Source organism: Nitrospinota bacterium (assembly GCA_016217735.1).
Classification (GTDB): Bacteria; Nitrospinota_A; UBA7883; order JACRGQ01; family JACRGQ01; genus JACRGQ01.
The window spans coordinates 18,311-43,352 of sequence record JACRGQ010000063.1 but is presented as its reverse complement, the minus strand read 5'-3'; the positions used below and the strand labels follow the sequence as shown (position 1 = coordinate 43,352).

21 protein-coding genes are annotated in these 25,042 nt (G+C 59.3%); 8 read left to right on the top strand and 13 right to left on the bottom strand.

Annotated features, from left to right (window positions below; genetic code table 11):
• Nucleotides 1–3 precede the first annotated feature (3 nt).
• Nucleotides 4–2,649 carry a CBS domain-containing protein gene (locus HZA03_10400; protein ID MBI5638367.1) on the top strand — a complete coding sequence of 882 codons (2,646 nt, stop codon included), beginning with the start codon at nucleotides 4–6 and terminating at the stop codon, nucleotides 2,647–2,649.
• 13 nt (nucleotides 2,650–2,662) lie between these two features.
• Here HZA03_10400 and HZA03_10395 read toward each other — a convergent pair whose 3' ends face one another.
• The 10 genes from HZA03_10395 to HZA03_10350 form a co-directional block, all read right to left on the bottom strand.
• Nucleotides 2,663–4,189: a BamA/TamA family outer membrane protein gene (locus HZA03_10395; GenBank protein ID MBI5638366.1), complete on the bottom strand. Its 1,527-nt coding sequence runs from the start codon at nucleotides 4,187–4,189 to the stop codon at nucleotides 2,663–2,665.
• Between the two features lie 85 nt (nucleotides 4,190–4,274).
• On the bottom strand, nucleotides 4,275–4,694 hold the full coding sequence (locus tag HZA03_10390; protein ID MBI5638365.1) for a F0F1 ATP synthase subunit epsilon: 420 nt from the start codon (nucleotides 4,692–4,694) through the stop codon (nucleotides 4,275–4,277).
• Nucleotides 4,694–6,097 carry a F0F1 ATP synthase subunit beta gene (gene atpD / locus HZA03_10385; GenBank protein ID MBI5638364.1) on the bottom strand — a complete coding sequence of 468 codons (1,404 nt, stop codon included), beginning with the start codon at nucleotides 6,095–6,097 and terminating at the stop codon, nucleotides 4,694–4,696. Before atpD ends, HZA03_10390 begins: the two co-directional genes overlap by 1 nt.
• Nucleotides 6,098–6,115: 18 nt before the next feature.
• Nucleotides 6,116–6,979: an ATP synthase F1 subunit gamma gene (atpG, locus tag HZA03_10380; protein ID MBI5638363.1), complete on the bottom strand. Its 864-nt coding sequence runs from the start codon at nucleotides 6,977–6,979 to the stop codon at nucleotides 6,116–6,118.
• A 2-nt stretch (nucleotides 6,980–6,981) separates the two neighbouring features.
• Nucleotides 6,982–8,484, bottom strand: a complete 1,503-nt coding sequence (locus HZA03_10375; protein MBI5638362.1) for a F0F1 ATP synthase subunit alpha — start codon at nucleotides 8,482–8,484, stop codon at nucleotides 6,982–6,984.
• 5 nt (nucleotides 8,485–8,489) lie between these two features.
• Nucleotides 8,490–9,035: an ATP synthase F1 subunit delta gene (atpH, locus tag HZA03_10370; protein MBI5638361.1), complete on the bottom strand. Its 546-nt coding sequence runs from the start codon at nucleotides 9,033–9,035 to the stop codon at nucleotides 8,490–8,492.
• Nucleotides 9,032–9,595 carry a F0F1 ATP synthase subunit B gene (gene atpF / locus HZA03_10365; protein ID MBI5638360.1) on the bottom strand — a complete coding sequence of 188 codons (564 nt, stop codon included), beginning with the start codon at nucleotides 9,593–9,595 and terminating at the stop codon, nucleotides 9,032–9,034. The genes atpH and atpF overlap by 4 nt, the downstream gene beginning before the upstream one ends.
• Complete coding sequence (locus HZA03_10360) at nucleotides 9,595–10,023, bottom strand: ATP synthase F0 subunit B (protein MBI5638359.1); 429 nt, start codon at nucleotides 10,021–10,023, stop codon at nucleotides 9,595–9,597. The genes atpF and HZA03_10360 overlap by 1 nt, the downstream gene beginning before the upstream one ends.
• A 224-nt stretch (nucleotides 10,024–10,247) precedes the next feature.
• Nucleotides 10,248–11,933: an ArsB/NhaD family transporter gene (locus tag HZA03_10355; protein MBI5638358.1), complete on the bottom strand. Its 1,686-nt coding sequence runs from the start codon at nucleotides 11,931–11,933 to the stop codon at nucleotides 10,248–10,250.
• A 66-nt stretch (nucleotides 11,934–11,999) separates the two neighbouring features.
• Complete coding sequence (locus tag HZA03_10350; protein MBI5638357.1) at nucleotides 12,000–13,190, bottom strand: cation:proton antiporter; 1,191 nt, start codon at nucleotides 13,188–13,190, stop codon at nucleotides 12,000–12,002.
• Nucleotides 13,191–13,461: 271 nt separating this feature from the next.
• Here HZA03_10350 and HZA03_10345 point away from each other — a divergent pair, with 271 nt between their 5' ends.
• The 7 genes from HZA03_10345 to HZA03_10315 are packed head-to-tail and all read left to right on the top strand — an operon-like array spanning nucleotide 13,462 to nucleotide 21,091.
• Nucleotides 13,462–15,105, top strand: coding sequence for an AMP-binding protein (locus HZA03_10345; GenBank protein MBI5638356.1), 1,644 nt, complete (start codon nucleotides 13,462–13,464; stop codon nucleotides 15,103–15,105).
• Between the two features lie 4 nt (nucleotides 15,106–15,109).
• Nucleotides 15,110–15,403, top strand: coding sequence for a hypothetical protein (locus HZA03_10340; GenBank protein ID MBI5638355.1), 294 nt, complete (start codon nucleotides 15,110–15,112; stop codon nucleotides 15,401–15,403).
• Between the two features lie 5 nt (nucleotides 15,404–15,408).
• Nucleotides 15,409–17,514, top strand: a complete 2,106-nt coding sequence (locus HZA03_10335) for an acetate--CoA ligase family protein (protein ID MBI5638354.1) — start codon at nucleotides 15,409–15,411, stop codon at nucleotides 17,512–17,514.
• Nucleotides 17,515–17,523: 9 nt separating this feature from the next.
• Nucleotides 17,524–19,389, top strand: coding sequence for a GNAT family N-acetyltransferase (locus tag HZA03_10330; protein MBI5638353.1), 1,866 nt, complete (start codon nucleotides 17,524–17,526; stop codon nucleotides 19,387–19,389).
• A 2-nt stretch (nucleotides 19,390–19,391) separates the two neighbouring features.
• Nucleotides 19,392–19,847: a peroxiredoxin gene (locus tag HZA03_10325; GenBank protein MBI5638352.1), complete on the top strand. Its 456-nt coding sequence runs from the start codon at nucleotides 19,392–19,394 to the stop codon at nucleotides 19,845–19,847.
• 16 nt (nucleotides 19,848–19,863) lie between these two features.
• Nucleotides 19,864–20,334, top strand: coding sequence for a thioredoxin-dependent thiol peroxidase (bcp, locus tag HZA03_10320; GenBank protein MBI5638351.1), 471 nt, complete (start codon nucleotides 19,864–19,866; stop codon nucleotides 20,332–20,334).
• 28 nt (nucleotides 20,335–20,362) lie between these two features.
• Nucleotides 20,363–21,091, top strand: a complete 729-nt coding sequence (locus tag HZA03_10315) for a redoxin family protein (GenBank protein MBI5638350.1) — start codon at nucleotides 20,363–20,365, stop codon at nucleotides 21,089–21,091.
• Between the two features lie 19 nt (nucleotides 21,092–21,110).
• Here HZA03_10315 and HZA03_10310 read toward each other — a convergent pair whose 3' ends face one another.
• The 3 genes from HZA03_10310 to HZA03_10300 form a co-directional block, all read right to left on the bottom strand.
• Complete coding sequence (locus HZA03_10310) at nucleotides 21,111–23,834, bottom strand: HAMP domain-containing protein (GenBank protein ID MBI5638349.1); 2,724 nt, start codon at nucleotides 23,832–23,834, stop codon at nucleotides 21,111–21,113.
• A 105-nt stretch (nucleotides 23,835–23,939) separates the two neighbouring features.
• Nucleotides 23,940–24,305 (bottom strand): hypothetical protein, encoded by a 366-nt coding sequence (locus HZA03_10305; GenBank protein MBI5638348.1) that lies wholly within the window; start codon nucleotides 24,303–24,305, stop codon nucleotides 23,940–23,942.
• On the bottom strand, nucleotides 24,305–24,964 hold the full coding sequence (locus HZA03_10300) for a DUF502 domain-containing protein (protein MBI5638347.1): 660 nt from the start codon (nucleotides 24,962–24,964) through the stop codon (nucleotides 24,305–24,307). The genes HZA03_10305 and HZA03_10300 overlap by 1 nt, the downstream gene beginning before the upstream one ends.
• Nucleotides 24,965–25,042: the final 78 nt, after the last annotated feature.

Here is a 25,042-nt window from a genome sequence, read left to right as displayed (position 1 = left end):
CGCATGATTGCCATAACCACCCATATCAATGCCGACTTCGACTGCCTGGCCTCCATGGCGGCGGCGAAAAAGCTGTACCCCGAAGCCGAAGTCATCTTTTCCGGCTCACAGGAAAAAAATGTGCGGGATTTTTTGGCCAACACGGGATTCCCGATGGAATTCAGCCGCCTGAAAAATTTTGACCTCGACGCCGTAACCACCCTCGTGGCGGTGGATACCACCAGCAGTGAGCGGCTCGGGCCGTTCGCCTCCCTTATCGGCAAGCCGGGGGTGAAGAATATTTTTTACGATCACCACCCGCTTCCCGGCACCGGGCTGGGCGGGGCCGAAGCCCACATCCGCGAACGGGGCGCCTGCGCCACCATGATGGTGGAGTTGCTGCGCGAAAAGGATATAGCCGTTTCCGCCGAAGAGGCGACCCTTTTCATGCTCGGCATCTACGAAGATACCGGCTCGCTCACCTTCCTCAACACCCAACCCGCGGACTATCAGGCCGCCGCATGGCTCCTGACGCAGGGAGCGAATCTCAACGTGGTGGGGAGCTTCATGCGGCGCACCCTGAATACGCAGCAGGTGGAGATCCTGCACGAACTGCTGGAGCGGCTTGAACTCCATTTCATCAACGGCGTGGAAGTGGCGCTGGCGTTCGCCCGGTCAAAGGAATATGTTAGCGACCTTTCGGTGGTGGTGGCGTCGCTCAAGGATATGGAAAACCTCACGGCGCTTTTCGTGGTGGTGGAAATGGACGGACGGTTGCACCTCATCGCGCGCAGCCGAACCGCGGCCGTTGACGCCGGCGCCATCGCCGCCTCGTTCGGCGGCGGCGGCCACCCCACGGCGGCATCCGCCGTCATCAAAAACCGGCTGATTGAGGATATGCGGCGGATGCTGCTGGAAACCCTGGAGAAATCCATCCTCCCCGCCCCCACCGCGGGCGACCTTATGGCTTCGCCGGTGATCAGCGTGGGGAAAGACGAAACCCTGGCGATGGTGGAGGGGATGCTGACCCGCTATAACTTCAACGCGCTGCCGGTGCTGCACGAAGGGCGCGTACTGGGAATCATCACCCGCCAAACGGTGGAAAAAGCGATCTACCACGGAATGGGCCGGGAGAAGGTGTCGGATTACATGAGCGCCGAAACGGCCCAAGTGATGGCCGATACCCCCTACGACACGGTTAAAGAGATCATCGTCCGGCAAAAACAGAAAGTGGTGCCGGTGGTGGACCGTCAGGGGTTGTTGATCGGCATAATCGGCCGCACCGACGTGTTGCACGCCATTTACAACGACATGCTTAAAAGCCGAACCCCCGGCGGGCTTGAACGCCATATCGCGCGCCCCGTGGCGCGCGACCTCACACGGATGATGCGTGAACGGCTGCCAGGGGAAATCCTCACGCTGCTGGGGGAAATCGCCGCCGCCGCCGATGAAAGCGGCTTCACCGCGTATGCGGTGGGAGGGTTCGTACGCGACCTGCTGATGCGGCGGAAGAACCTCGATGTCGACGTGGTCATCGAAGGGGATGGCATCGACTTCGCCCGCCGCTTCACCGAACGCCACGGCGGAAAAGTGCGGGCGCACCACAAGTTCCAGACCGCCATCATCGTGCTGGGGGGCCACCGCAAAATCGATGTGGCAACCGCCCGCACCGAATATTACACCGAGCCGGCCGCCTTGCCGATCGTGGAACTGAGCTCGATCAAAAACGACCTCTACCGGCGCGATTTCACCATGAACGCGCTCGCCCTCAAGCTCAACGGGAAAAATGCCAACCACCTCATTGACTTCTTCGGCGGACAGCAGGATCTCAAGGACGGGGTCATCCGCGTATTGCATAACCTGAGTTTCGTGGAAGATCCCACCCGCATTTTCCGCGCCATCCGTTTTGAGCAGCGGTTCAAAATGAATCTGGGGGGACAAACGGAAAAACTTATGAAACTGGCGGTGCATGACGGGATGCCCGCCCGGCTTTCCGGCGCCCGCATTTTCGGCGAGCTCAATCTCATATTCCGGGAGGAGCAGCCCGCCCGCCCGTTGGCGCGCATGGCCGAATACGGACTCTGGCGCTATATCCATCCAGCCATTGATTTTAACGACAGGGTGGCGGCTCTATGCAAGCAGGCGGAAGACGCCATCTCCTGGCACCGGCTGGGAGGCGAAGGACGGAATATCCATTATTGGTTCGTCTTTCTGAACTGCCTCGCCGAAGGGCTTGCCGACGAGCAGACGGAAGAACTGCTCCGCCGTCTGGGCCTGATGAAAAACCCGATAGAACGTTTCATCGCTTCCCGCGGCCGCGTGGCGGGAGTGGTGGCGCGGCTGGAGCGGGGCGGCGGCTGGAGTCCCGTGGATATCTACGAGATGTTCGACGGGCTGGACGAAGATGAACTGCTCTGCGTGATGGCGCGGGTGAAAGAGCACGATAAAAAACGGGCCGTGGTGGAGTATATGACCCGGCTGCGCCACATCACGGCGAAAGTAAGCGGGCGCGACCTGATCGCGGCGGGGATCGAACCGGGGCCGCTGCTGGGCAAAGTCATGGGGATCATCGTGCGGGAGAATATTAAAGGCCTGCTCCCGGCCAAGGAGGACGAACTCCGCTTTGCCAAGGCGTGGTATGAAAAGCGGGGACGCGGTCCCGCGCGCTGAAAGCGGTGCGGATCTAGAAAAATCCTTCCATCCCGATGGTAATCACCGGCGGGCGATTCAGTTCTATGGGAACGCCGTAATCCACCCTGATCAAGCTGATACCAGGCGCTTTCACCAGCGCCAGGCGCAGCCCCGCTCCGAAACCGCCATACAATTGCTTCAACTCGTCTCCTGGGCTGTTGTACCAGGTGTTGCCAAAATCGGCAAAGATCACGAATCCGGGTTCGAAAATGCCGGATAGAAAAGTCTTATAGGTGAAAATGCGGTCCTCGACATTGATAAGTATCTGGTTCCGCCCGGTGAACTCGTCCACCTTGTAGCCCCGGAGGCCGTTGGTTCCCCCCAGGCTGAAGCGGTTGGTAACGCTTTCGGAGTAGCTGACCTGAAAGCGGGCCACAAAAGTTTGGTATTCTAACCGGCGGAAATAATAACGGAGCATGAGGTCGGCGTAGTTGTCGTTGAAATTATCGTCGTTCTTCGCCAACGCTATCGTGGCATATAAATAGTCGCGCTCGAAAAACTGATGCCATTTGGCCACACCTAACGAAGTGGAAAGCTCGGTGCTGGTGGATCCGAAGGCCATGAGCCGCGGCCCTATTGAAAGCGTATAGGTGGGACCCAACGGAATGTCCTCCACCCGGCGAAACTTATCGATATACCGTTCCTCCGCGAAATCATGGGGGTGGGTCAGGATATCGGCGGAAATCAGCACCTTATTGTCGCGCAATACATTGTTGGACTCCCCCCCCGCGCGCGATATTTCCTCGCCAAACGATAAACGGAGATAGGCGCGGAGAATGGAGTCGTCCAAAGCGACCGCTTCGCCGTAATAAGCGCTTAAACGCCATGAGGTCCAGTCCAATCCCGGCTCGGCATGCACCGTCCGGGAATATTCCACCCCGTGCGCTTCCGGCGTGGAGAGCGAATAAAAGGGACGCTCCAGATGACCATTGTAGACATATTCACTTGGCTTTAATTTCTGCTCCAGCCAGAGGTCATACCGCGAGCCGAACAGATTGGCGTTTCGGTAACCGTAGTTATGGGAGTAACCATTGCCGCCGGTGCGGAAACTGTAGTTGAGCGACTGACCCAGCCCCATGAGGTTTTTGTCGCCGAAATCAAGGCCGGCACTGCTGTTTTCGTTGGTGCCGCCGAAAGTGAGTCCCACGATCATCGACCACTGATCGCGGGTATGCACTACGACGTCCACCCCGTCATCCGCGTCGTTAAAGTGGCTTTCGATGAGGACTTCCGACAGGTATGACCGTTTGCGGAGGTTACGTTCCGATTCCTCGATAACGCCCCGATCGTACGGATCCCCTTCCTTGAAAAGCAGTTCCCGGCGCAGTATCTGCTCACGGGTGACAACGTGAATATTGTTGCCCCACGTTCCGATGACGCCGCTTTCTTCAGGATTTTCGGGATTAAAAACATTCTGTGCGTCAATTGTAATGCTGCGTATGACGCCGGTGCGTACCGGCGCGAAGGCATTCCCGGGAACAGAGGGTTGCAATGGCACGGACGGTTCTTGCTCCGCCACGGCTCCCGAAACGAAGGCCGTGAACAAAAAAAAGGCCGCGCAGACTGCCGCGCGGCCTATAGTGCCGGACAAAAAGGGCGCCGGTTCAGCGCCGAGCCACGCGCTGGGCGGTCTCAATGCGTGCCTTGGCGCGTTCAATTTTAGCCCTGAAAGTTTCAAAATTCGGGTCTTCCGAAGTTACGCCGGCAAACGCCTGTTCCCAGTGCTCCATATCTTTCTTGGCGCGATCAAGGTCTATCTCCTCGGCCTTTTCGGCATTTTCCACCAAGATGGATACGGCTTCGGCCCGCACATGGGCGTACCCCCAGCTGACGGCCACATGATGGCTCCCCCCGGCATCTTCAAAAACCACTTCGCCGCTCTTGAGAAGCGCGAAGAAATCAGTATGCCCCGGCAGGACACCGAACTCGCCTTCGGCGCCAGGGGCGGCGACGAACTTAACCGCCGCCGACACCACCCGCTTTTCAGGGGTAAGGATGTCGAGTTGCAGGGTCTGCTTTTCCATCAGTTCCCCTTCTTGAGCTGCTCGGCCTTTTTGATGGCTTCGTCAAGGTTGCCCACCATGTAGAACGCCTGTTCGGGCAGGTCGTCGACTTCGCCTTCCACCAGCGCCTTGAAGCCGGCGAGGGTTTCCTTGAGCGGCACATAGCGGCCGGGCGATCCGGTGAAGCCTTCGGCCACATGGAACGGCTGCGACAGGAATCGCTGCACCTTGCGGGCGCGGGCGACGGTCATCTTGTCGTCCTCGGAAAGTTCTTCCATGCCGAGGATCGCGATGATGTCCTGCAATTCCTTGTAGCGTTGCAGTATCGACTGCACCTTACGGGCGACGGTATAGTGTTCCACGCCCACGATCAGCGGATCAAGTATGCGCGAAGTGGAGTCAAGCGGATCCACGGCCGGGTAAATGCCGATTTCCGTCAGTTTGCGGTTCAACACGGTGGTGGCATCAAGGTGTGCGAATGTGGTGGCCGGCGCGGGGTCGGTCAAGTCGTCCGCGGGGACGTAGACCGCCTGAACCGAGGTGATCGATCCTTTCTTGGTGGAGGTGATCCGCTCCTGCAGGGTACCCATTTCGGTGGCAAGCGTCGGCTGGTAACCGACGGCCGAGGGCATGCGCCCCAGCAACGCCGACACTTCGGAGCCAGCCTGCGTAAAGCGGAAAATGTTGTCCATGAACAACAGCACGTCCTGGCCTTCCACATCGCGGAAGTATTCCGCGATGGTGAGGCCGGTGAGGGCCACGCGGGCGCGGGCGCCGGGCGGTTCGGTCATCTGGCCGTAAATCAGGGCGGCCTTGTCGATAACGCCGGATTCCTTCATTTCATGATAGAGGTCGTTCCCTTCGCGGGTACGCTCGCCAACGCCGGCAAACACGGAGAAGCCGCCATGTTCTTTGGCGATATTATGGATAAGCTCCTGGATGAGCACGGTCTTGCCCACGCCCGCGCCGCCGAAAAGGCCGGTCTTGCCGCCTTTCAGGTACGGTTCGAGGAGGTCGATAACCTTAATGCCGGTTTCCAGTATTTCAGCGCTGGTGTCCTGGTCTTCAAAGCTCGGGGCGGAGCGGTGAATCGGGTCGAGGCGGTCGTATTTCACCGGGCCGAGGCCGTCCACCGGCTCGCCGACGACATTGAGAATACGGCCGAGCGCGCCGCGGCCGACCGGCGCCGAGATGGGGCGGCCCGTGTCCGTGCCCACCATGCCGCGAACCATGCCGTCGGTCGTGTGCATGGCAATGGCGCGCACCGAATTTTCGCCCAGATGGCTGGCAACTTCGGCCACCACGCGGCCATTGCCGCCGCCGAGGTCAATGTCCAATGCGTTCAGGATCGCCGGGAGCTGTCCCGCGGGAAACTCCAGATCGAGAACCGGTCCGACTATTTGGGTAACTTTTCCCTTACTCATTTGTTCCTCCGTCAAGAATCAGCTTTTGAGAGCGTCCGCTCCCGAGACGATTTCTATTAATTCCTTCGTTATCGCCGCCTGGCGAGCGCGATTGTACTGCAATGTGAGGGCATTGATCATGTCGCCCGCATTGCGGGTGGCATTATCCATCGCGACCAGTTTTGAGCCGTTTTCACTGGCCCACGATTCAATCAGCGCCTGGAAGATCTGCACTTCGACGTATTTTTCAACAATGGCCGAAAGCACCGCCTGCGCCGACGGCTCAAACAGGATGTCGCCGCCCGCAGCGTCTTCCTTCCTGCCGCCCGCGGACTCCATCGGCAGCAATTGAACCGCCGTCGGATCCTGAACTGCCGCGCTGCGGAACTTGTTGTAGACCATGTATATCTTGTCCACCTTCTCGTGAATGAAGTATTCGATGACGTCTTTGGCAACCTTCTGCGCAAACTGGTAATTGATGTCGCGCGTATAATCCACGTACGCTTTTTCCATCATCACATTGCGGCGCTTCCAGAAATCACGCCCTTTCTTCCCCACGGCGGCAACGTAGATGCCCTTCCCCTCGTTCTCGCGGATGAGATTATGCACCGCCTTGAAGACGTTCGCGTTGAACGCGCCGCACAATCCCTTATCGGAGGAGAACACGAGAATCAGGACGTTTTTCTCCTCCCGCTTCGCCAGCAGCGGATGCGCCGCTTCCTGCGAGACCGCCCCCAACGCGCCGATGACTTCCGCCATTTTGGAGGCGTACGGACGGGACGCGGCAACGGCTTCCTGCGCCTTGCGCAGCTTCGCCGCGGCGACCATCTTCATCGCCTTGGTGATCTGCCGGGTGCTCTTTACCGAGACGATCCGGCGCTTGATATCCCTTAAGCCCGCCATAATTAGAACCGGGCCTTGAATTCTTCGCAGGCCTGGTTGAGGCCCTTCTTGATATCGTCATCGAGAGCCTTCTTGTCGCGGATGGAAGCCAGCACCTGGGGGTGCTTGCTTTCAAGGTATTGCAAATAACCGGTCTCAAATTCGGCGATGCGCTCGACGGCAATGCTGTCCATGAAGCCGCTGGTGGCGAGATAGATGCCCGCAACCTGCTTTTCAACCGGCAATGGCCGGTACTGCGCCTGTTTGAGCAGTTCAACAAGCCGCGCGCCGCGGTTAAGCTGCGCCATAGTGGCCGCATCGAGGTCGGAACCGAACATGGCGAAGGCAGCCAATTCACGGTACTGCGCCAAGTTGAGGCGCAGGGTGCCGGCGACCTGCTTCATCGCCTTGATCTGCGCCGCGCCGCCGACGCGGGAAACGGAGATGCCGACGTTGATGGCCGGGCGGACGCCGGCGTAAAAGAGGTCGCTTTCAAGGAATATCTGGCCGTCGGTTATCGAAATCACGTTGGTCGGGATGTAGGCCGATACGTCGCCCGCCTGCGTTTCAATGATCGGCAGCGCGGTCAGCGAACCGGCGCCCAGATCGTCACTTACTTTCGCGGAGCGCTCCAGTAAGCGGCTGTGGAGATAGAACACGTCGCCGGGGTACGCTTCGCGGCCCGGCGGACGGCGGAGCAACAACGAAAGCTGGCGGTAAGCCGCCGCGTGTTTCGTAAGGTCGTCGTAAACCACCAACGAGTGGCCGCCGTTATCGCGGAAATATTCGCCGATGGCGCACCCGGCATAGGGCGCGAGGTAGAGCATCGGCGCCGGTTCGCTGGCGGTGGCGGCGACGATGGTGGTGAATTCCATCGCGCCGGCTTCTTCCAGCTTTTTGTACACCTGGGCCACAGTGGAGCGCTTCTGGCCGATAGCCACGTAAATGCACTTCACCCCCAGCCCCTTCTGGTTGATGATGGCGTCGATGGCGACGGCGGTCTTGCCGGTCTGGCGGTCACCGATGATCAGTTCGCACTGGCCGCGGCCGATCGGAATCATGGAGTCAATCGCCTTGATGCCGGTCTGCAACGGTTCATGCACCGACTTGCGCTGAATAACGCCGGGGGCGATGCGTTCGATGAGGCCGAAATGGGTGGTCTTGATTGGACCCTTGCCGTCAATCGGCTGGCCAAGACCGTCTACCACGCGCCCGATAAGCGCTTCGCCGACCGGCACCTGCGCGATGCGCCCGGTCCGCTTTACCTCGTCCCCCTCTTTAATGAGGGTGTCTTCGCCGAACAGAACGGCGCCGACGTTGTCCTTTTCAAGGTTCAGCGCCATACCGATGATGCCGCCGGGAAATTCCAGCAACTCGCCAGCCATGGCATTTTCAAGGCCGTAGATACGGGCGATACCGTCACCGACGGAAACAATCGTCCCCACTTCCTTGAGTTCGACGCCTTTCTCGAACCCTTCGATTTCCTTCTTAATTAACGCGCTTATCTCTTCAGCCCGGATAGCCACTTTTTTCAAGCCTCCTGTTCCAATTTTACTTTCAGTGCCTTCAGTTGGTTGCTCATGCTCCCGTCATAAACCTTGCTGCCGACGCGCGCGACCAAGCCTCCGATAAGGGCTTTGTCAACAACCGCTTCGACCTTTGCTTTTTTACCAGTCAGCTTGGAAAATACGGTTTCAAGACCGTTCACTTCATCGGCGGAGAGCGGAAAGGCGCTTTGCACACGTACGCTTTGACGGCCAAGTTTTTCATCCAGCATCGCGTCGTAGACATCGGCGATGTCCGCGGTGAAGCCGATACGGCCGCGCCGCTGCACAACCTCAAGCGAGCGGCGGGCGGGGGCGGAAAGCCCCATCTTGTCCATTACCCCCTTGAGTATCCGCTGTTTGTTTTCATTGGGAAGTCCGGGGTGATTGAGCATTTTCCGCAGGTCGCCGCTTTCGGCATACGTTTGGGCAAACTGCCGGAGGTCGGCCCCCACGGTTTCCATCTGCTTGGCATCCTTCACGGCGCCAAGAATGGCGTCGGCGTACGGAACGGCGATCTTTTTGTCCCTCACTGGCGGCCTCCCACGCTTTGAGCGTACTGTTTCACCGCGGCCTGGTGATCTTTTTCATTCACATTCTTTTTCAGCATATCGGCGGCCATCGCCACGGCCATTTCCACCGCTTCCTTCTTGAGGCGGCCGCGGGCCTTGATGGTTTCGCTTGTCACTTCCGCCTGCGCTTTGTCCAGCAAACGGCGGGATGCGGCTTCAGCTTCGGCAATGATTTGTTTTTTCAGTTTTTCCCCTTCGTCCACCGCGTCCTGGCGGATACGGGCGGCTTCAGACTCGAACGCCTTGAGCTTGCCCTCCAGTTCGGCGAGGCGGCCAAGCGATTCCTTGCGGGCGCGCTCGCTGTCGTCCATCTCCTTCTGGAGCAGTTCGGAGCGCTGCTTGAGGGCGGGAACGACAAAGCGGAAGATGATCCAAAGCAGCCCCGCCAAGAGCAGGGTGAAATTAACGATCCACGCGCCGTCGCGGCGCATTTCAAAGTGGTCGGCGTGCGCAAGTCCTCCGGCGAACGCCGGGGTGGCGGCCAGCATGGCCCAACAGAACAGGGCAAATGCCTTTTTCATCAGCGCGCCTCCCGGCCGAGGAGACGGGTGGCCATATCGCGCGAGAGCTTTTCGGCCTCACCTTTGAGGTTGGCCTCGGCCCCCTTGATGTCGGCCTTGATTTTAACCAGGGCGGCGTCAACCGTTTCGGCGTAGCGCTGGCGGGCGTCTTTCAATATCTTTTCCTGCTCCGCGGCGGCGGACTGGCGCGCGGCGATCAGGGTGGCGGACGTGGCGCGTTTGGCTTCGGCCGACCGGTCATCGTACTCTTTCACCGCCTTGTCGGCGTCATTGGCGGCCTTGGCGGCGTCGGTGTGAAGGCCCTTGAGCGCCTTGTTCCGCCGTTCCACTATCTCCATGACCGGCTTAAAAAGGAAATAGTTGAGAAACAAAATCATGGCAAAAAAATTGATCAGTTGGATCAGGAATGATTCATTCAGTTCTATCATTGGCTTACTGACACCTTATGCTTTTGCGCGCGGCACACACGGGCCGCGGTAAACAACGGTATGGCTCTCCCCGTAAACTGTTTGGACTAAGGGGAATCTCTTAACAGTCCCCCCGACCGTTTCAAGGCCGTAATACTACCAAGAAAACCGCAATCTTTAAACAAAGATTTTTTCGGAAAATGAAAGTTTTTTTCGGCGGCGGGGGCCGCCCGGTTTTCCAGCTATTATCCCCGCAATATCAGCAGCCAAACGGCGGACACCGCGATGGACATGACCGTCACGGGAAGGCCGATTTTGAGGAAATACATAAAGCTTATGGGGTAGCCCGCCTTTTCGGAAAGGCCGGTCGTGACAACGTTCGCCGAAGCCCCCACGATGGTGGCGTTTCCGCCGAGGCAGGCCCCCAAGGCCAGCGCCCACCAAAGAATGGGCGAGCCGTGCAGTTCCGGCAGGTTCCCCGTCAGGTAAGCAACCACCGGCAGCATGGTGGCGGTGTAGGGAATGTTGTCGATGACCGCGCTGGTGACGGCGGAAACCACCAGCACCAGCATGATTGCGGCAAGCGCGTTCCCCGCGGCAATCCCCAGCACCCAATCGGCGACAAGCTGTATCAGCCCGGCCCGTTCGCAGCCGCCGATAATGATGAAGAGCATGATGAAAAAAACAAGGGTACTCCACTCCACGTCTTTTTCCAGATACTTCACCACGTTCTCTTTCGCGGCCAGAAGCAGGAAGGCCGCCCCCCCCAGCGCCGCGATGGAAGGTTCCATGTGAAGCTTGCCGTGCATAAAGAAGAGAAAAATCACCACCGCCAACACCAGCAGCGACATCACCAAAAGGCGCGAATCGCGGATGGCGCACTCCTTTTTCAGCCGCTGCTCCAGCGCGGTGAAATCGGCCACCTTCGCGGCGAGGTATTCGTGGCGGTAGGCGCGCTGCATCATGAATATAAGAAGCGCGGTCATCACCACGATGGGCGGGGTGAGGTCAATCAGAAAATCGTTGAAGGTCAACCCCGCGTAGGAGCCTATCATTATGTTGGGCGGATCGCCGATGAGCGTGGCGGTGCCGCCGATGTTGCTGGCCAGAATTTCGGGCATCAGCAACGCCACCGGGCTGATGCCAAGCACCAGCGCGATATCGATGGTGACCGGCGTCATCAACAGCATGGTGGTGACGTTGTCCAGAAATGCCGAAGCAACCGCCGTCACCACGATTAAAATGGCGGCAAGCCTGAAGACGCTCCCTTTGGAAATCCGGAAACTCTGGTAGGCCAGCCACTCGAAAACGCCGGTCTCCCGCATAATGCCGACGATGATCATCATGCCGAGCAGCAGAAAGACGACGTTGAAATCGACGGCGTGGATGGCGTCCTCAAACGATAAAATAAAGTAATCGGGATTGAACGTCCCCGCCGTGTAGCTGACCAGCAGCATCGCGACCGCCCCCAACAGCGCGGCCAGCGTGCGATGCACCCATTCAAAAATAATCAGCGCATAGACAAACATCAATATCGCCGTTGCGATGTAAAAAGCGGGACCCGCCGCGCGCTTGAGCGCCAGCTTGCCCGCGAACAGCGGTGCGCCGTCCGAAGGGGAAGCCGCATTCACTTTCACCGACTGCGGTTTAAAGCCGCTTTTGGCGGCCAATATCATGATGGCGCCACCCGCAGGCGCATCGGCCGGCATTTCTATATAGAAGGAACCGTTTTCCGAAGTGCTGTAAGCGGCCCCCGCCCGCCCGACGCCAACATATTCCTTATCCCCCACGCGAAGGGTGATTTTCGCCTTGTCCACCGGCTGGCCGTGTTCATCCTGCACCACGCCAAAAAGCGCGCCGCCAGCAAAAGCGGTAATAGGGAAAAATAAAACAAGAAAGGCCCAAAAAACAAAAAAGCCGCCGCGTCTCATTGCGCCACAGAATACGCCACGAAGCGGCGGGGACGCAAACCGGACTATGGTGCGTTGAAACGGTATTCAGCTTGCCTTCGCCATCCGCCGCAACATGATCGGCGCGATGAAGGTGGTAAGCACCACCACAAAAACGGCGACCGCGTAATCGGTTTCGTCCAACACATTATTCCTTTTTCCCACTTCGGCGAAGATCAGCCCCACCTCACCCCGAGGCACCATCGCCATGCCGCAAAACAGTTTTTCCTGAAAGGCTCCTTCGGCCCACATGCCGCTCGCCACTTTTCCCAGCACCGCCGCCGCTGTTAACAAGCCCGCCATCCACCAAAAGCCTGCCGAGCTGAAATCAATCACCCGAAGGTTTATGGACGCGCCGACAACAAAAAAGAATACCGGCACAAACAACCCGCTGATCGGCTTGAGTTGGTGTTCCACTTTTTCGGCAAATGACTCGTGTTTATTCCGCATCGGGCCAACCGGGAGAAAGAAATGGCGGGAAAGGGCGATGCCGGCCGCAAACGCCCCCAAGATGGCGGGCGCATCAAGCTTATGGGCGATTACCGCAAACGCAAGCATAAGGGCGACCGCCAGCGTGGGAATCATCCCTTCGGTCCGGCTGATATTGTTTAGGCGGGTCATCGCGGGAACCAATAGCTTTGCCATCACCGGGGCGATGAGGAGGAACGCGATAATGTAGCCAAAAACCGCCGCCGTATGCCCGACATTCACCTCATGATTCACGGCGAAATCGAAGAGGACGGCAAGAATGAGAACCCCCGCGATGTCATCCAACACCGCCGCGCCGAGGACGGTTCGGGCAAGGGGGGTATCATGCTGACCAATCTCCCGCAGTACCCGCAATGAAATGCCAATACTGGTGGCCACCAGTGTGCCGCAGATAAACATCGTCACGATAAGCGGCAACCCGAGGATCCAAACGCTGACGCCGTAGGCAAGCAGCGCGGGGGCAACAATCCCGGTAACCGCCACAAGAACACTCCGTGGTCCCACCTTTATCAACTGGGCAACGTCGGTCTCCAGCCCCACCTCGAACAGCAACAGTAAAATCCCGATCTCCGCCAGCACCAGCAACACACTATCAATATGCACCCATCCCAAAAGGCTCGGCCCCACAACAACACCGGCGGCGACCTCGCCCAGCACGGAGGGAAGTTTCATCCACGCAAACAGCTCCCCCATCAGTTTGGCCGATAGCAGAATGATAACAAGGCTGATAAAAAAATGAACTATGTCCATGTCATCCCTTATTTGGATTGGCGAAACCCGCAGCTAAAAGACCCGGCCATACAGAGAGCCATTTTACATAAAAACAAAGTTGCACGATACACGGCCGCCTTGTTTTTTCTTCTTCTTGCCAATTTCCACACTATCACTTGGGAGATGAAGGAGGAAAATAACGTTACAGATTCGGCATTAGCAAAGAGACCGGAAACGGGATAATATTAGGTAGCGGAGAAGACGTGGCAACCGGGGTGGAAAAACCGCGTATGCAAAGGACGGTGGGACAATGAAAAAATCTGTTCTGGACCTTATAGAAGTCTCATCCAGCGAAGCAGGCCTGGAACAATACAACCGCCTATGCCAAGGCGTATCGTGGGACGCGGAACTCCGCCATCTGCTCGATGCCAACGGCAAGATGAACATCGCCGCGCTCGCGCTCAAGGGGCTGGCGGATGGCATTTCCACCACGCACCAAGCCTTCATCGTTTCCTCCCCCTCGGGCGTTTCAACCATTTCGCGGCTTGAACTCGAAGATTCGGTGCGCCGCCTGGCGGGAGGGCTTAAGGAGCGGCACGGTGTCAAGCAGGGGGAGGCGGTGGCCATCTTTCTGCCGACCGGGCGCGAGATGGCGCTTTCGATACTGGCGCTGGCGTACGTCGGCGCGGTGGCGGCCCCAATAATAGACACTTACAAGGCCGAGCCGGTCCGAAACCGCTTGGGCAACCTCAAGCCGCGCATCCTTATCACCGCCAAGGGGATGCTGGAAGCGATAGGGCTGGAAGCATCCGAGTTCGTAAAAACCGTGGTTATGGTGGAGGGCGGATTCAGCGAACTTCTCAAAAGCGCGCCCGCCGAGCCGCTGATGGTTGAACCGGGCACGCCGTACATCGTACATTACACGTCCGGCACCTACGGGACGCCGAAGGGGATAGTGCATTCACACGGCGGCGCGGCGGGGGCGTTCCGCACGGCAGAATGGACCTTCAACCTGCGCCCCGGCAAGCGCATCTGGGTCACCGGCCATCCCGGCTGGCTTCCGGCGTCGGTCTACGGCATATTCGGCGCGCTCTTTTGCGGAGCCACGTCGATTCTGCACTCGGGAAAAATCGAGACGCACCTGCTGGGCGACTTGAAGCCGACCGCCGTTTACACCATCCCTTCCGTCATCGCGCAAGCCGTGGCCGGCGGCGCGGCGGCAACCGATTTTTCCAGCATCGAGGTGCTGGCCGCCACTGGCGAACGCCTCAGCCCCACCCTCGCGGCACAGGTGAAGGAACGTACCGGCATCGATATCCTGGGCACTTTTTGCATGACCGAAACCGGCATGATCATGATCTCCAACTTCCCCTTCGCACCGCTGAAAGGCGAATCGGTGGGAATGGCCGTCCCCGGCCTGCGGGCAATGGTCATCAATGAAAACGATGTGGAACTGCCGCCGAACACGCTGGGCATCCTCGCTTTCGAGCGGAACTGGCCTTCCATGATGTACGGCATTTATGGCGACGGCCGCGGCATCGACGACGCCTTTTCCTCGAAACACTTCGTCACCACCGATTACGCATACCGCGACGACGACGGCTACTTCTGGGTGCTGGGGCGCGGCGAGGAATTCATCAAGCGCGGCTCGGAGCGGATCAGCCCTTTCGAACTGGAAGATGTGCTCCTCACCCACCCCGCCGTCGGGGAAGTGGCCGCCATCCAGTTCGTCAAAGACGGGCGGGAACGGATGAAGGTTTTCGCCGTGCTCGCCGCCGGATTCGAGGCGGGGCCGGAGATCATGGAATCGATGAAAGACCACGTGCGCGACAACATGGGAGCCTACGCCGTGCCGGATGAAATCGAGTTCATGGACGAACTCCCCAAAACCCGCACCGGCAAGGTGCTGCGGCGAAACCTGAAAGCCAAAGAACAGAATTTACCGGAGGAATGAGGCGATGCTCTTCGTGGTGACCGGCAGCTTTACCAGGGAATCGTGGAACGCCGCCAAGGGGCAGATAAAAAACCGCAAGAAAAAGGCGGAGGTGAAAATCATCATCGAGCTGATGACGCCGGGGGACAGGCGTTTCACCGGCATTTACGACAGCAAAGACGCCACCAGCCTCTACAAGTATCTCAATCACTTCGAGGGCCTGGAAGTGGCCAATGTGGCCCCCGCCCTGCCGATAGACAACTTGGTCATTATCGACGAGATGGCAAAACGGCCCGACGCCGGGAACGCGGGAGAATAAATCCTATGGGCGACATGCAGCGATTCTTTACGCCAAAGGCCATCGCCGTCATCGGCGCGTCCGGTACGCCGGGAAAAATCGGCTATGTGGTGCTGAGCAACATTATCCGCGGCGGGTATGCGGGAAACGTCTACCCGGTCAATCCGAAAGCGGACGAGATTCTGGGGAAAAAGGTCTATCACAGCGTGGCGGAGCTTCCCGACGGGGTGGAACTGGCCGTGTTCACCGTGCCGCCGAAGGCGGTGAATCCCGAAATCCACGCCATCGGAAAAAAGGGCATTAAAAACGCCCTCATCATCACCGCCGGTTTCAGCGAAGTCGGGCTTGAAGGAAAAACCCTTGAAAGCGAGTTGGCCCTGGCCTGCAAACAGTACGGCATCAGCGTGGTCGGCCCCAACTGCGTCGGCATCATAGACGCGGTGAATCGCCTTAACGCCACCTTCACCGAAAAGGTTCCCGCCCCGGGGCGGATCGCCTTCCTCTCGCAATCGGGGGCCGTCTGCATCGCCATCATCGACTGGTCGCTGAAGAACGGCGTCGGGTTCTCCAAGTTCATCTCCATCGGCAACAAGATGGACATGGACGAGGCAAGCCTCATCGAGTTTTTGGCGGACGACCCGGAGACCGACGTGATCGTCGGCTACCTTGAAAGCGTGAAGGACGGACGCCGTTTTTTCGATATAGCCAAAAAAGCTTCCGTGAAAAAACCCATCGTCCTCTTCAAATCCGGCACCACCGCCGCGGGGCAAAAGGCCGCCAGCAGCCACACCGGCGCATTGGCCGGCTCCGACGCCGCGTTCGACGCCGCCTGCAAGCAATCCGGCGTGCTGCGGGCGAACATCATGGAGCAGCTCTTCGATTTCGCGCTCGCATTCTCCTCCGGGCGGCAGATGACGGACAACCGCATCGGCATCATCACCAATTCCGGCGGCCCCTCCGTGGTGGCCACCGACAGCATTGAACGCAGCACCCTCAAGATGTCCACCGTGAGCGAACCGATGCAGCAAAAGCTCAAGGCGTTCCTTCCCGACACCGCCAACTACAAAAACCCGGTGGACATCATCGGCGACGCCACGGCCGAGCGGTACCGCGACGCATTCGCCGTGCTGAAAGACGAGCCGAACATGGACGCCTTCATCGTGATGATGAGCCCCACCGATCCGCTGAACCCCGAAAAGCTGGCGCAGTACATGATCGATTTCATGAACATGCACAACAAGCCGGTACTGGGCGTATTCCTCGGCGGCAAATCGGTGGAAAGGGCGATGGAGATCGCCGCCGCCCACCGCATCTGCGTCATCCCGACCCCCGAACGGGGCGTGGCGGCGCTGGACAGCCTCAACCGCAAACGGCTCTGGCTGGCGGAAGACCGCACCGAGTCGCGCCCCAACCTGCCGAATAAAGCAAAAGCCAAGCGCCTCATCGACGAAGCGCTGGCGCGCGGCACGATGGAGCTGCCGGAGCAGGAGGCGCGCGGCATCCTTTCGGCCTATGGCATTTACTTTTTCAAAAGCATCATGGCCCAAAAAGCGCGCGATGCCGTGATGATCGCCGACAACCTGGGCTATCCGGTGGTGATGAAGATCGTCAGCCGCGACGTGACGCATAAAAGCGACGCGGGCGGCGTGAAGGTGGGGTTGCACAACGCGGGCGAGGTGTTTCAGGCGTACGACAACATCATGGCAAGCGTGAAAGCGAAGTACCCCGACGCGGTACTTGACGGCATCGCCGTGCAGCCAATGGTGAAGGGGGGACGCGAAGTCATCGTGGGAGCCACCACCGACCCGCAGTTCGGCCCGATGGTGATGTTCGGCCTCGGCGGTATCTATGTGGAAGCGATTAAAGACGTCTCGTTCCGCCTCGCGCCGCTGAGCCTGTTCGATGCGAAAAGCATGATCGCCGAGGTCAAATCGGTGGCGCTGCTGAAAGGGATGCGCGGCGAGCTGCCGAGCGATATCGACTCCATCGTCCATGTGATGCTGCGGGTATCGGCCCTGATGACCGACTTCCCGATGATACGGGAACTTGACCTCAACCCGGTGATGGTATTCGGGGCGGGCGATGGATGCGTGGCGCTCGACGCCCGCATATCGCTGGAACCGAAACCGTAGCCCCCCGCCATGCAACCTGGCTGGGAAGAACTCTACCGCCAGCGGCTCAAATCCGCCGATGACGCCGTCGCGGCCATAAAACCGGCATCGCGCATCTTCATCTCCGGCGGTTGCGCCGAGCCGCGCGCCCTGGTGAGCGCCCTCACCGCCCGCGCCGCGAAGCTTCCCGATTGCGAGATCGTCACCATGCTCACGGCGGGCAAGCCCCCCTACACCGATGAAAAATACGCCGACAGTTTCCGTCTCAATGCCTTCTATATTACCCAAACGCTGCGCGAATCGGTCTGGAAGGGTCTGGCGGATTACACGCCGATACTCCTTTCAGAAGTACCCGCCCTCTTCCGCGGCGGCAGAATGCGCCTCGACGCGGCGCTGGTACAGGTATCGCCGCCCGACAAGAACGGCCACTGCTCGCTCGGCATCGGCGTCGATGTCGCGATGGCGGCCATCGAAAGCGCCGATTACGTGATCGCGCAGGTTAACCGCAACATGCCGCGCACCCACGGCGATACCTTTGTGCCGCTGAAAAGCTTTCACGCGCTGGTGGAACAGGAGGAGGAGCTTATTTCATACGCCGTGGGGCATTGCGGCCCGGCATGCCGGGCCATCGGCCAGAACATCAGCCGCCTGATAGAGGACGGCTCCACCCTGCAAATAGGGATGGGGGCCATCGCCGAAAGCGTGCTGTTGCAACTGGGGAACCACCGCGACCTGGGCGTCCACACGGAAACCTTTTCCGACGCGCTGATGGAACTGGTTAAAAGCGGCGTCATCACCAATGCGCGCAAATCGATGCACAAGGGAAAAGTCATCGCCGCGTTTTGCATGGGAAGCCCGGAGCTCTACGCCTTCGTCAACGACAACCCGATGTTCGAGTTCCACCCCATCGATTACACCAACAACCGGCGGGTGATTGCCGCCAACGACAAAATGGTCTCCATCAACAGCGCGCTGCTTATTGACCTCACCGGGCAGGTGAGCAACTACAGCATCGGCTATGAAATATACGGCGGCATGGGGGGACAGGTGGATTTCTCGCGCGGGGCGGCGCTCAGCCGGGACGGTAAGCCAATCATCGCCCTCCCCTCCACCTCCGAAGACGGGGAAAAAAGCACCATCGTCCCATTCATTGAGGAAGGAACGGGGGTCGTTACAACCCGCGGCGATGTGCACTATGTGGTGACCGAATACGGCACCGCCTTCCTGCACGGCAAGTCGATCCGGGAACGAACCTTGAGCCTCATACAGGTCGCCCATCCGAAATTCCGCGACTGGCTGATGCAGGAGGCGAAGAAACGGCAGCTTGTATATCAAGATCAGGCGCTGAAAAGCGACGCGGTTTACCCGGCGCAATATGAACTGCGGCAGGAGATGGGGGGCGGCCTCATGGTCTTTTTCCGCCCGGTGAAGGCGACCGACGAAAAAGGGCTGCAACGGCTCATCTATGGCATGTCGGCGGAATCGCGCTTCCTTCGCTTTTTCGAGCGGATGAGCCGGTTCCCGCACCGCAAAGCGCAGGAGCTGACGGCGGTGGATTACGAGGGCGATATGGCCATCGTCGCCATCGTCGAACGCGAAGGCGCGGAGGAAATCATCGCCGCCGGACACTATATGCTCAGCCCCCGCAGCGGCATGGCCGAGGTCGCCTTCATGGTGGCGGACGAATACCACAACCGGCACATCGCCAGCTTTTTGCTGAAATACCTGATACAGATCGCCCGCGAACATGGCGTGAAAGGGTTCTTCGCCTCCGTGCTGCTGCAAAACAAGGCGATGGTGAAAGTCTTTTTGAAATCCGGCTACGAAGTGAAAATAGAAGACCTCGACGGCGAGTACCGCGTGACCTTCACCTTCGACAAGCCGCTGAAGGAGTGACCATGACGTTGCGTGTGGGCGACAAGGCTCCCGACTTTGAACTGCGCGACCAACACGGCGCGTCGGTGCGCCTCTCCACCCTACTTGGTCAAAAGCCGGTGGTGCTCTTCTTTTACCCGAAAGACGACTCCCCCATCTGTACGCGCGAGGTCTGCGCCTTTCGTGATGCACATGCCGGGTTTGCCGCCGCCGGGGCCGAAGTGCTGGGGATAAGCATGGATGGCATGGAAAGCCACAATCTTTTCTCCAGCAAACACGCGCTGCCCTATCGCATCCTGAGCGACGAAAAAAAAGATGTCCTCGCGCTCTACGGCGTCAAAACGATACTCGGATTCATGCCGGAGCGGGTGACATTTGTTATCGGCAAGGACGGCGTGATCCGTCATGTGTACAGCGCCATGCTGCGTGGAACCAAGCACGCCGAAGAAGCCCTGGCGGCGCTCAGGAAGATCACGTAATATCCTGGAGGATTTCATGGAACTTGAAACAGGCGCAAAAGCACCGTCGTTTTGTCTGCTCGACCACAACGAAAAAGAAACGGCCCTGAAGGATTTTGCGGGAAAATGGGTAGTCCTCTATTTTTACCCGAAAGACAACACCCCCGGCTGTACCACCGAAGCGGTGGAATTCACCGCGCGGTTGAAAGATTTTGAAAAGCTGGGGGCGGCAATTCTGGGGGTCAGCGCCGACAGTCCAAAAAGCCACCGCGCTTTTATTGAAAAACAGAAGCTCGATCTGCGCCTTTTAAGCGACACGGACAGGAAAATGCTTCAAGCCTACGGCGTTTGGCGGAAAAAGAAAATGGCCGGGCGGGAATATATGGGAATCGTTCGAACCACCTGCCTGATAGCGCCGGACGGCAAACTGGCAAAAGTCTGGCCCAAAGTGAAGGTGAAAGGACATGTGGATGATGTACTGGCGGCGCTCAGAAAACTTAAAGGGTGAACCGCATTCCGGCGGGAAATTTTCATTTTTGCCGCTTTTCCCGCTGGCGGTTCTGCTAACGGCAACTATCGCGGCCGCCGACCTTTACAAGTGGGTTGACGATGCGGGTCAAACCCACTACACGGACGATCCCGGCCGCATCCCCGCGGAAAAAAGGAAAAAGACCAAAACCATCACCACCAAAGATAGCCCTCCCGCCGCTCAATCTTCCAATGCCGGTACCGAAAGGGAAACCCAAGCCGATCCCCCGCTCTCCGCGGGAGGAAAAAACGGTTCAATCCCGCCCCCTTACCAGTCCACCAAGGGGCCAAAGTATCCCAACCTCATAGCTGATGGCGAGATACTTCCCGATGCCGATTTCACCGGCCTTGATGGCGTACGCCACAGCGTGCGGAGCTTGAGGGGAAAAATCGTCTTGCTTAACTTCTGGGCCACATGGTGCGGCCCCTGCCGTAATGAAATGCCGTCGATGCAACGGCTCTTCGCCGAACTGGGCGGCAAAAGGGATTTCTCCATGCTGGCGGTTTCCGAAGAAGCGGCTGACAAGGTAAAAGCTTTTTGGGGGCAACAGCAATACCGCTTTCCCGTGGCGCTGGCGGGAGCAAAACAATCATCGACACGTTTCGGCGCGTCGAGCATCCCCACCACCTACATACTGAATCGCGACGGGCGCGTGCTCTTCTGCCAAGTGGGAGGCATTGAATGGGACGAACCGCGGATGGCCGCATGGCTGCGGCAATTGGTGGAAACACGATAGCCGCCCCGGGCGGCGCGGGTTAGGCGCGCGGCGCGCCGCCCCCCAGTAAGCGGGCGGCTTTTTCCTCCGAGACGTTGAACTGCGCCATCATTTCGCCCAAGCGGCGTGCAGAGCCATCGATCCGCTCGGTCTCCAAGCCGGTGGCATCCACCTGCCGGTTGTTGTCCACGGCCATCCGGCTCACCGTTTCCACCGCCGTGACCATCCGCGTGATTCCCGTTTCCTGCTCCTCGAGCGCGCGGTTGACCATCTGTATTTCCTTCGTGATGCGGTTCACTTCGTCCGCCACGCCGCGCACCGCCGCGGCCTGTTCCTTGAGCGACATGCTCATCCGGTGCGCCCCTTCCTGAATGGCGCCAACCATGCCGAAAATTTGCGTTGTGGCCTTTTCCTCCTCAGCGGCGCTGGCGTTGATGTGGCGCGCCATGCCGAGAATTTCGGAGTTTTTCGAGGCGATGTCCTCCCCCGCTTTTGCCAGCGTGCCGATGGCGCGGCGGATTGAGTCCACCTCATCCGACACGCGGGCCACCGCCTTGACGACGTCTCCCGATACTTTGTACTGCTCGGCGCTGGCGGCGGCGATACCGTTGATGACCACAAGGTTCGTTTCCACCCCGTGGACAATCGTTTCCAGCGCCACGCCGGAATTGCGGGCAAGCTCCACCCCCTCGGTCACGCGCAACGTCCCTTTTTCCATCGACGCCACGGCATCCGCGCTTTTGCGCTGAATACCGCCTATCAGCTCTGAAATCGTTTTGGTTGCGGCCTGGCTCCGTTCGGCCAGCTTGCGCACCTCTTCCGCCACCACGGCGAACCCTTTGCCGTGCTCGCCGGCGCGGGCCGCCTCGATGGCCGCGTTGAGCGCCAACAGATTGGTCTGCTCGGCGATGTCATCGATCACATCCACAATGGCGCCGATGTCTTCCGCGCCGCGCGAAAGCCCCTCCACCACGCCGGCGCTCTCCGTCACGATATCCTGGATGTTCCGCATGGCGCTTATCGCCTCGTCCAGCGCTTTGCGCCCCTTGGCGGCGTTCCGCCCGTTATCATCGGCGATGGCGGCCGCGTTTTCGGCCCTGGCGCCCACTTCCTTCATGTTGGCCGCCAGTTCCTCGATGGCGCCGCCCATCTCCTCCACGGCGCGGCCGATGGTGTCGGCGTTCCCCGCCACCGATCCGATCATGCTGTTCACATGTCCCACCGAACCGTGCGACGCCGAAACCGCCCCAAGGATTGAATTGATATTTTTGGTTACCTCGCGGATGGAAACCACAATCTGCTCGACGGCCGACGAAGCGGCGTCGACCGATTGCGCCACGCCCGCCGACCGGGTTTCGACTTCCTTGATGGAACGGCTCACCTGTTCGGTTGCGGCGGAAATACCGACCGCCGAGCGGGAAAGGTTCTCGCTGTTCCGGGTCACTTCGCGGATGGAAACCCCTATCTCCTCGATGGAGGAAGACGTCTCGTCCACCGCCCGGCCCTGTGCCTCGGAATTCGCTTTTAGCTGGCGCATCTTCGCGGCGATTGAGCCGCTGTCGCCCGCCACCTTCAGCGCGTGGACGCGGATGTTGATCATTACGTCTTCAAGCCGCTCCGCCATCGAGTTGGTGGTGCGCATCAGCAGCCCCACCTCGTCCTTATCGGACATTATCTCGATCCGCGGGGTAAGGTCGCCTTCCGCCATCTTGCGATTGGCCGCCACCAACAGCATGATGGGACGCGCCAGCATCGCGGCAAACCAATAGGATGCCACCACGATGACCACCACCGCCAGCAGCATAAAGCCGGTGATGCTCCATGTAACGGCGGCCAGCGGTTCCATCGCTTCCGCCAAGTCGATATCCACTATGATGGCGTTGGCCGCATCCCCCGCCGTAAGCGGGCCGTAGGCGCTGAGCGCCGTGCGCCCCCGTAGGCCGCGCGTCTCCTTTACGCCGCTTTTCCCCTGCAATGCGTCACGCATGGCGGAACTATCAACATTTTTTTCCAGGACGGCGGACGTGGCGGCGAAACGGCTCTCGGTCAAAATTGCCCCGTTCTCCCCCACCAGATACGATTCGCCGGTTCTGCCCAACCCCGCTTCGGCACGCATGATGGCATTGAGGCGGTCTTTGGGAATCTTCACCGCCATTACGCCAAGCCGTGAGCCGTTTTTGGCAAAAATGGGGGCGGCGGCGAAAGCGGCGGGCATCCCCATATCCGGCGTGTAGGGGGCAAACTCGGAAATGAATACCGCGCCGCGCTCGGCCCCGGACGCCTTGCGGCAAACATCCTGCAAACCCCCGCGGCCCGGGCCGGCGGCAAGCAGATTCGCGCCAAGCTCTTCCTTCCGCTGAGCGGAATAAATCACCTCGCCGGCAACGCTGATGAAATAAAGATCGCCGAATCCGTACTCGCGGAGGAACTCCGCGTACTGCTGCTGCATTTCGCCCATGGCGCGCGCGGAGCCGCCGCGCGGCGCCGCGGCAACATCGGCAAACCCCTCAGCCACCCGGTGGCCGGCGGCAAAACTCCGCACGCTCGACAAAATGCCGGCGTACCAAGCCTCAACCTCCGCCCGCTTGTTGTCGCGCACGGCAACCAGCAGCCGCTCGGCGGTCAACTTTACCGCCTCCGCGCCGGCGCGGTAGGTGACGATACCGGAAAAGAGTATCCCTCCCAAGCCGAACATCAGCAGCACGAGAACTATTTTAACGCGCAGCCGCAGCCCGGCGAACTGTTCCCTTATTTTTCCCCGCATGATTCCCCCGCTCGTTCCATCAAGGAAAAATTGTACCATGCCCCCCGATGAACCCTATAACCCTTTTGCGGCGGCCGGACCGGTGCGCCACGGCATTAGGCGCGCTCAGGGCAAGCCGTTCAACGCGTCCATGAAATACCGGTCTATCAGCCCTTTCACCGCCACACGGGTATTTTCATCGGCGATTTCGTCCAACCGGTTATCCGGGCGGTTCTGGTTGATCTGCGATTTATAAACGATAGCGCCGGTTTCAACATTCAGCTTGGCCCCCCAGCAGTCGGCGGGATTTGATCCCCGCGCCTTGAGCAACGTCAAACAGTCGGAATGCCATTCGCCGCCGGCGGCCATCGCCCCATTTTTGATATCCGCCACAACCTTTACGGTGCCGCGATGACCGGCGGCCAGTTCACCCAACAGCGCGGGCGAAACCGGCCCATCGAGAACGATGTTCTTGAATGGGCCGCCGCCCATCAAATGCCCTCTGCTTGGTCCGGCTGCCCGCCCGCGCCGTGGGGCGGCACGAACATCCCGCCGGAAATGATGAGCTTGAAACCATCCTCCACCGACATATCGAGTTCGGTCACATCTTCCTTCGGCAGCGCGAGAAAGAAACCGGAGGTGGGGTTCGGAGTGGTGGGGATAAAGACGTTTACCACATCCCTTCCGGCGCGGGCGCTTATTTCGCTCTGGCCGGTATTGGTGATGAAGACGATGGTGTATATCCCCTTGCGCGGGTATTCGATCATGGCCACCTTCTTGAACGCCATGCCGCCGCTGGAAAAGGTTTCGATCATCTGTTTGGAGGCGGAGTATATCCCTTTGAGGCCGGGTATCTTCACGATTAACGATTCGCCCATCGCGATGAACTTGCGTCCCACGTAGTGTTTCGTGATGAGGCCGACCGCGAAAATCAGCGAAATGGTGACAACCACCCCGATGCCGGGGATGCGGTATTCGGGATCAAGATGCGCCCCGAAAAGGATGAGAAGCTGGGTGATGAGCGGACTGAATATCCCATCCACGCCGGTGAAGACGAACCGGATGACGACTATGGTGACGGCGAGCGGCAACGTGATAAAGAGGCCGGTGAGGAACGTGTTGCGCAGCGCGTGCTTGGCTTTTTTCAGCATTGGCAGTCCCGCGCGGTAACCGGCCCTATTTTTTCCATTATCTTCAAAAAAACGCCGGCCAGCGCTGGTTGCCGGCGC